Origin of the sequence: Bifidobacterium myosotis (assembly GCF_002259745.1) — a bacterium.
GTDB classification, from domain to species: domain Bacteria; phylum Actinomycetota; class Actinomycetes; order Actinomycetales; family Bifidobacteriaceae; genus Bifidobacterium; species Bifidobacterium myosotis.
Map to the genome: position 1 here is coordinate 43,813 of NZ_MWWW01000025.1, position 8,640 is coordinate 52,452.

Genomic DNA, 8,640 nt, shown 5'->3' on the forward strand with positions numbered 1-8,640 from the left:
CGCAGATAGGTAAGACTCCTAAGATATGTTCCGGAACACCCGTTAAGGAGCGGAAATTGACTCAACAGCAATCCGAGCGATCCATCGTGCTCGACCCCACCCATGCCGCCTTCGGCACTGACACGGTTCCCGCGGATCTCGGTCGCACCCACTTCATCGGCATCGGCGGCGCCGGCATGAGCGTGCTGGCGGAGATGCTCCACGCCCAGGGCGTGGCCGTGGACGGGTCCGACCGTGAACGCAGCAGCAAAACCGACCGGCTCACCGCCCTCGGCATCCCCGTTGAATTCGGTCAACGGGCCGATAACGTGGCCGGTGCGGAAACCGTCGTCTATTCCAGCGCCATCAAACCGGACAATCCCGAAATCGTCGCGGCGGCGTCGGCCGGCGTGCGCATCGTCCATCGCAGCGACATCCTGGCGCTGCTGATGAACGGCAAACGGGCCGTCACTGTGGCCGGCGCGCACGGCAAGACCACGACCAGCTCCATGCTGGCCCACATCCTGGTGCATGCCGGCGTCGATCCGAGCTATGCGATCGGCGGCTCCATCCAAGGCCCCGACGGCACCACGCTGGACGGCGGCCATGCGGGGCGCGGGCCGGTGCTGGTCGCCGAGGCGGATGAATCCGACGGCAGCTTCGCCAAGTATCATCCGACCATCGCCATTATCACCAATACCGAGGCTGACCATCTCGACCATTACGGCGACGAGGCCCACTATCAGACCGCGTTCGTGGACCATGCGGGCCACGCCACAGACCACGTCATCATCTGCGCCGACGATCCCGACAATCGAGGCGTGATCGCCGCGATGCCGGATGCCGTGCGCTCCCGCGTGATCGCCTACGGCACCACCTCCGCCAGCGACCTCGCCGATCTGGACGTCTCGTCGATCGCCGCATACGTGCGCATCGCCTCCGAAGCCGAGTCCGCGGGCAGCGGCAGCGAACGGTTCACGCTCGAACTGCCGGGCGCGATCACCGGGGCAACGGTCGCCGGAGGAGCGGATGTCTCGCTTGACGTGGCGCTCAAGGTCCCCGGCGTGCACAATGCGCGCAATGCCGCCGCGGCCATCACCGCCGCCGTCCTGCTGGGCGTCGCCCCGGATGCGGCTGCGCAGGCCATCGCCGGATTCCTGGGCGCGTCGCGTCGTTTCCAGGTGCGCGGCACGGTCAAGCAGGTCACCGTCGTGGACGATTACGCCCATCACCCCACCGAAATCGCGGCACTGCTCGATGCGGCCCGCCGTCGTTACCCCGAGTCGGTCATCCGTGTGATCTTCCAGCCGCACCTGTTCTCCCGCACCCGGTTCTTCGCACGCGAGTTCGCCGAGGCGCTGGCCAAGGCCGATGACGTGATCGTCACCGGCGTCTTCCCCGCCCGCGAAAAGCAGGAGGACTTCCCCGGCGTGGGCCCCGAGACCATCGTGGATGCCGCGGCAGGACTCAAGGACCAGGCCGCAGGTACGTGGATTCAGGCCGTGGGGGATATGAATCTGGCCGCGCGCATGATGGCGATGCGCGCCCATCACGGCGACGTGGTGTTCACTGTGGGCGCCGGCGACATCACCGAGATGGATCAGGTGCTGCTCGCCGCGCTCGAGGCCCATCGCGAAAGTTGCGAGTGATGGCCGGACGCACGGTACGCTCGTCCGGAAGCGAGGAGGGCGAAGGCGGGCCCAACCGGGACTTCCGCACGTCCGGTTCCGCTGGTTTTGCTGGTTCCGCCGGTTCCGTGCGGTCCGCCGGGTCTCGTCATTCGGGTGATGCCGAGTCCTCGCGTGGCGCGGAACGCGGACGCAAAGCGCGCGGCGTCGCATCGCACGTCTCCGGCAGGACCACTGCGTCCAAGAGGGATGCCGATCAGTCTGTCCGGTCCACGCGCTCTGCGGGCGGACGGGCCGAACACCCGGGGATTTCTCGGATTGAACGGTCCGGGGCGGGGCAATCCGTGGGTGGACATTCCATGGGCGGGCGGAACGCGAGTGGACGAACTGTAGGTGGACGGGCCAAAGCGGGACAATCCAAGGTCCTGCGCTCCGAGCCCGCACGCTCCGAATCCGCGCAATTCAAAGCCGCTCAGGTCCGAGGCGGGCGCTCCTCCCAAGTCGCCCGATCCTCCGGTTCCTCCCGATCATCCCAATCGTCACGGATTTCACAGCCAGACCGTTCGCCCAGATTCTCCCGACCGGCGGAACAGGTGGAGCAGCAGTCGTCCGACGTGACCGTCGCCAAAGGCCGGCAGGGCGCATTCGTGGATGCGCGCCGGTTGCATAGCGAGGATTATGTGGCGGAGACGTTGCGACAGACCGCCGGTACGCTGGGCGTCGCCGCACGGCCGAAGGTGGTGGACTTCACTGAGCGCGCCAAGGAGCGCAAACGCGCCAGCGCGCGCGTGATCGCCGTGCGTGTGGCCGTGGTGGCCGGTGTCGTTGCCGTGGTCACGGGGCTGGTCTGGTTGCTGTTTTTCTCGACGGTGTTCCGTCTGGAATCGGCGGCCATCAGCGTGACCGGTGCGAATGAATGGGTCAGCGAACAGACCATCCATGACATCGCGGACAAGCAGGCGGGCAAGTCGTTGTTCCTGGTGTCCACGCGTGACGTGGCCGATCAGTTGCAGGACATTCCCGGCGTGTCCGAAGCCAAGGTCACCAAGAGGTTCCCCAAGGCCATGAACGTGGCGGTCACCGCGCAACGGCCTGCCGCGATGCTCAAAAGCGGGGAGACGCTGACTGCGGTTGACGCCGAGGGGCGCGTGCTCAATTCGGTATCCTCCCAGAATGTGGACGGCATCCCGGTCATTGAGGTCAAGGACGCGCAGGCGAGCCTTGAAAACCGGTCCGTCAAGGAGGCACTGACCATTCTGGGCGCGCTGCCTGAATCGATGCGCCAGCAGATCACCAAGGTCACTGCGGAGACCCAGGATTCGGTGACCACCACGCTGGACGACGGCGAACGGGTGATTGTGTGGGGTGATTCCTCGCAGCTCAAGCTCAAGATGGCCGTCGTGGACAAGATCATCAACGACCCCAAGGTGATCGGTGACAAACATCAGGTGGATGTGTCCGCGCCGCTCAAGCCGATCATCAAGTGATGGCTGGCTGAAGGCCGGGGGAGTGCCGGCGGGCTGTTTGCGTGCAAGATCCTAAGTTCGCTGTGCGCGAATGACGCTAGGGAACCACGGGGACGGGTTGCATGTCCGGGGAATCGGGTGTATGTTGAAATATCCGGTTGCAAAACCGGAATGCTTGATAATTCAAGATTGGGGATGATCGGTTTCGACGGTGACCTGTTCGTCGCAGGGAAGCGTGCCGAGAACGCCGGGTCCGCTCGTGGATGACCCCGGCAAAAGAATAAGTGCTAAATCTAACCGCACTGAGTTCGCTCTCGCTGCCTGAGCTTCGCGCCAGGATTAACCAGTGAGCAGCCGCTCCGTTCACTCCTCCTCGTCTTTGGGAGGATGCTGAGCGTCGTTAAGAAGACTTGCTGACGTAGCTGAGCCTCAGGGCTACGTCGGGACTTGTACTGCGGATATGCTCGCCATCGGTTGTCTGCGACATAGATGGGGGCAGAAAAACTGCCGCACGGCCAGCAGACTACGCACGTAGAAGACTGTGGGTTCGGTCATCGGACCGGGGTTCAATTCCCCGCATCTCCACTTTTGCGAAGGCAGAAGAAAAGCCGCTTTCCCTTACGGCAGTAGGGGAGAGCGGCTTTTCTGTTGGCTCTGTTAAACCAGAATTGACATGAACCAGTCAGCTCGGGTTTTGACTGTGTTGATTTCCCGAGGAAAACAACACAGCTGGCTTACCTCGTATGTCAAAGTTGGTTTAACGGAGTCTTTCTGTTATTCGCTGATTTCATTGTTATTCACACGTTTTCCTGAAACGTGGGCAAAACGTGGGCAAAAACAGGTCCCTGGCTGCCTCTGTGTCTGTGTCTGTGTCTGACAACCCTGTGTCTGGCATCTGACCTCCGGCTTTTCTGTTTCGGTTCCTGGATCTCCCCTGTCTGGCATCTGACAGACCCCTGAAAAAGTGTGCCCAAAATGTGCCCAAAAACAAAGTCCGGAAACGATGTGTACTGCTTCAATGTTTGTTCAACACGTTGAGGTGGTGCCGACTTGCTAAAACACAACGGTGTCGCGACATGTCTCCGCAGCCGTTTCCGGACCTCGTTTTCTCAGGAGAAGGGGTATGCGTGCGAAACGGCGCGCGACTGTACTGTATTGCTTCAATGTTTGTTCGGCAGGTTGAGTGGTGTCCCTCTACTGCCGCAATGCGGGAACCACCCTTTTCTGTATTTTAGTAAGTTGACGTCTGCGTTGCGGAAACACCGTTCAGCCCGCCGAACAAACATTGGAGCAATACACCTTCCTGGGGTATGCATGTTGTGCGCAACTTGTTATGGTCGAGGAATGCCGGTGTTGTTCCTGCCAGTGCAGGCATATTGTGCCTTGTGATTCTTGATGCAGATATATTGTGCTTACGTACGGTTGAAATCCGGCCACATAAAGGTACAAAAGCCCTGCAGCGAATATAACTATGCTCGTTTTACCTGCGATGCTTGCCCTAGCGCGACATGAAATGCCCGCAATATGCAGCGGTTTGGTTCCGAGACAGTCTCCGAGGCTGGTGTGAGGTCTGTAGGTGAATACTTTTTACCTGCAACGGTGCTTGATCACATGGGTTTATGAAGTAGCAGCAGGCGTTTTGTGCATATATGGGCAATCGAGTGTCCTGCGCCAGAGGTTCGTTGATTATATTGTGGTCTTCCCCTGGCAGGGGAGTTGGCCTGCGAAGCGGGACTGAGGGGTAGCGAATTCGTCAACGTTGTTTGACGCAGGATATTTGCTTGGCGCGGTATTGTTCTGGGCATATCGCTACCAGTTATTCTGGGCATGTATGTGTCATGAACGTAGTTCTGGGCATGTGACCACCATGAAAGCGTCTAAAATCGGGTCTTTATGGTGGTCATATGCCCAGAATAGGGGGATGGAAGCCAATCCATGGCACGTATATGCCCAGAATTACTCAGAATCGCAGGAACGATTTGTGGCTGCTTGTTTTTGTTATACTTATGCCGATTTCAATCTAATCGAAATGCTTATTTGGATATGCAGCAACAATGACGCGCTGCATGGTAGTAACTGCATGGAGGGGAGATCGAAGAATGAGTAGGGCAAAGAAGATGCTTGCTGCTGTGATGGTACTGATGCTGTTGAGTTCGTTGTCGGCCTGTGGAGGGATTCTTCGTAAAGGGGAAACTGCGCAGGAAAAGGCTGAAACGCAAAAGGAGATTGAGGATGCTGTTAGAAAGTCCGGTATCCATGGTTTACCTGATGGGTTGAAAGGCTCATGCGTTGGAGATAATCCGAATCTGTCCAGCGTTTCTTTGGAAACAACTGGTCAATACCTTTCTGTGGAAATACCAACTCCGCTTATGACGGCCAATGAATCTTTAACATACTCGATTATGTTCTCAGATAACATGTATAACCGGTCCACGCAGGTTGGTTTCAAGAAGGTATTTGCTACTGGCGATTACGTGCGTTTTGTCTATGATATGAGTGGTTCAACTGGGCAGAAAACATATCCCGGTGACTTTGCTACTGATTTCTCTGCAGAAAAGTTCTCGACGAGAATTCCGGATTCGGCCATTAAAGGCAGCGAAGGTGTGAAATGGGTGGCATATCTATCGGTTGACGGCAACGATGTCGCAACTTGTCCGGCGGATGGCAATAGCGCCACGCTGCAATAGATGAAGCCAGTATATTGTCTCGCATGCTGTTGCAGGAGCCAACAGACATGATATGGATTGAGAGCCTGTTTCCTGATAGCTGTGTGCGAAACGTTCCTGAACGATGACTAGGTAGGGTGATGTGTCAACATTTCAATAGGGCGTCGGATTACCTGTAATGGTAGGGGCGTCGGAGGTGTGCTATCCATTTGACATCATGTATCCTGTAGGGCGCTGACCCTTTGTGGGCTAACGCCGATTATGGTAGCGACATCGCGTACTGTTAGTCCTTCATTGCGTAATGCGGCCACGGTACTGCGTGCAAGCTTGGACGCCTCTTCCTGCGCATGGCGTGCAGCGGCGCGTTTGGCGAACAGGTCGTCCACCATCTGTTGCGTAGCTTCGTCGAGCTGGGGGTCGAGGGTGATGACTCCTACTTGCGCATCAAGCATGTCGGCAGCGCCACGCACCTGTCCTGCGACTTGGTCGAGGCGGCGGGCTTGGGCGAACAGTCCGGGGATCTCGGGGACTTCCACGGCCCACCAGCCGTCGGAGCGACGGCAAATGGCGGTCACGTCCTTGGTGTCGCTCATTTCATGTTCCTTTCGGTGTAGCTCAGGATGCTATTAGCGGTAAGTTCGTTGACTTCGCCGTGTCTGTGGGCACGTGGTCTTGACTTCGCCGACGGTGACATTGCTGTGGTTGTCGTATTTCTCTCAGATGCCATCGAAACTGCTGCCCTTGGCGAAGCGATGAATCCGCTTCTCGAGGTCTCTACGTTTCACATCTGTAGTCTATGTCTATTTACTTGGACAAGTCAATGGTTATAGACTGAGATGGCATGGGTCTGCTGGGCAGTGGAATGCATCCCTTGTTGTAGGAGAAGTGGTTTTCTGGGCATATCGCTACCAGTTATTCTGGGCATGTACGTGTCATGAACGTAGTTCTGGGCATATCAGCACCATGAAGGTGCCTGAAACCGGGTCCTCAAGGTACCGATATGCCCAGAACGGGTAATGAAGGTAGGCTCATGGTACTGTATGCCCAGAACCGTGAATGGGGAGCCGGTTCATGATACGGATATGCCCAGAATAGGAGATAGAGGCATGAATATCCATGGCATCGGGGATGACGGGCCAGAGAGGAAACCCAGAATACGATGATGCCGCCCTCGGTGTGAGAGCGGCATCATCGGTTGGTTATCGATCCCGGTTGGTTATCGATCCCGGTTGGTCATTGATCCCGGTTGGTCATTGATCCCGGTTGGTCATTGATCCCGGTTGGTCATTGATCCCGGTTGGTCATCAGCCTGTCATCGGTCAATCCTCAATCACTGGGCGAGTGCGAAAATCGCCGAGGAATCGAGGAAAGAGAAGAGAGCGGATGAGAGGGAAGTGACAGAGGGAAGGGAAAGGAATGGCCTCAGGCCTTCTTGCCTTCGAGCACCTTGTAGGCGAAGCCCATGACCAGCACGTACAGGCAGCCGACGGCCATCACGAGGATGCCACCGAACTGGCCGGCCGCGTCGGCGGCCACACCCATGATCGGCGGGAAGATGGCGCCACCGATCAGACCCATGAGCATGAGGCCGGAGATCTCGTTCTGACGATCCGGACGGTACATCAGGGCGTGGGACAGGAACAGGGAGAACACGTTGGAGTTACCGAAGCCGACGAGAGCGACGGCGATCCAGAACAGCCAGACCGGCGGGTTGCTCTGCACGAGGGCGAAGACTGCGAAGCACACGGCGGACAGGGTCATGATGATGCCGCAGATGCGCAGGCCGACCTTGTTGCTGATTTTCTGCAGCACGATGCCGCCGGTGAAGCAGCCGATCATACGGGCGATGAAGTAGACCATGGTGGCGGTGGCGGCGATTTCGGTGAACTGGTCGCCGGTGTGCTCGGTCAGGATGCGCGGGGCCTGGGCGTTGATGCCGACGTCCACACCCACGTGGGCCACGATGCCGAGGAAGCACAGGAAGACGATGGCGTCGGAGAACAGCAGCTTGAAGCAGCGGCCGATGGTGGTGGTGCCGGCATCGGGGGCGGGCTCGTCGATCTTGTCAAGGGCGAGCAGTACGTAGCCGATGATGCCGATGACGAAGTAGATCACGAACAGGATCCACCACATGTTGAGCTTGGTGGCGCCCCAGATGGCGATGTACGGGGCGAACAGGGAGGCGAAGGCCTTGACGAACTGGCCGGTGGTCAGGGTGGAGGCGAGCTTGTCGCCCTTGACGAACACGGTCAGCAGCGGGTTCAGGGATACCTGCATCAGCGTGTTGCCAATGCCAAGGAACGCGAAGGAGATAACGATGAGGACTAGGCGCGGGGTGCCGGACAGCGCCACATAGGCGATGATCGGCAGGGCCATGGCCACCAGGGTGACGAGGATGGACCACAGGACGGTCTTGCGGCGACCGATCTTGTTCATCAGCATGCCGGTGGGCACGGAGAAGATCAGGAACCAGAAGAACACCATCGTGGTGAACAGGTTCGCGGTGCCGTCGGCAAGGGCGAACTCACCCTTGACGTAGTTCGTCGCGGTGCCGACCAGGTCGACGAAGCCCATGACGAAGAAGGCGAACATCACCGGCAGGATCTTGGCGAATCCAGCGTTACCAGCGTTACCGGTCTTGGTAGTTTCGTTGCTCATTATGAATCCCTTTTTCTTACTGCAATGAGGCAATGAATGTTGGATGGATTATCGCTCGATCAGTGTTGATCAGCATTTAATTATGAAGGTGTTCCATACGAAGCGATCCGCGTGGAACGGTCCGTGCCCGGAGCATGGCTCACGCCGGGATTGCCGTAAACGGTGAAGAGACCGGAGCGTCATTGCCCCGGTGTGAGCCAGCCCCAGAACGGGAGGAAAGGAAGGGGCGTGCGGTCTGGCGAC

General features: G+C 58.3%; 5 protein-coding genes and 1 other RNA gene. 4 read left to right on the top strand and 2 right to left on the bottom strand.

What is annotated here, in order from left to right:
• The first annotated feature begins 56 nt into the window (after window positions 1-56).
• The 4 genes from murC (at window position 57) to BMYO_RS11565 (ending at window position 5,760) form a co-directional block, all read left to right on the top strand.
• A complete protein-coding gene (gene murC, locus BMYO_RS09520) occupies window positions 57-1,628 on the top strand; it encodes a UDP-N-acetylmuramate--L-alanine ligase (protein WP_267889626.1) in 1,572 nt (523 codons plus the stop codon).
• A 338-nt stretch (window positions 1,629-1,966) separates the two neighbouring features.
• The gene (locus BMYO_RS12225) at window positions 1,967-3,094 is read left to right on the top strand and encodes a cell division protein FtsQ/DivIB (protein WP_420807308.1); all 1,128 of its coding nucleotides are present in this window, start codon (window positions 1,967-1,969) and stop codon (window positions 3,092-3,094) included.
• Window positions 3,095-3,264: 170 nt separating this feature from the next.
• Window positions 3,265-3,661: a transfer-messenger RNA gene (ssrA, locus tag BMYO_RS09530) on the top strand.
• 1,511 nt (window positions 3,662-5,172) lie between these two features.
• On the top strand, window positions 5,173-5,760 hold the full coding sequence (locus tag BMYO_RS11565; RefSeq protein WP_143249161.1) for an LptM family lipoprotein: 588 nt from the start codon (window positions 5,173-5,175) through the stop codon (window positions 5,758-5,760).
• 194 nt (window positions 5,761-5,954) lie between these two features.
• Here BMYO_RS11565 and BMYO_RS09535 read toward each other — a convergent pair whose 3' ends face one another.
• Complete coding sequence (locus BMYO_RS09535; RefSeq protein ID WP_094668235.1) at window positions 5,955-6,332, bottom strand: helix-turn-helix domain-containing protein; 378 nt, start codon at window positions 6,330-6,332, stop codon at window positions 5,955-5,957.
• A gap of 829 nt (window positions 6,333-7,161) precedes the next feature.
• The gene (locus BMYO_RS09540; protein ID WP_094668236.1) at window positions 7,162-8,397 is read right to left on the bottom strand and encodes an MFS transporter; all 1,236 of its coding nucleotides are present in this window, start codon (window positions 8,395-8,397) and stop codon (window positions 7,162-7,164) included.
• Window positions 8,398-8,640 lie beyond the last annotated feature (243 nt).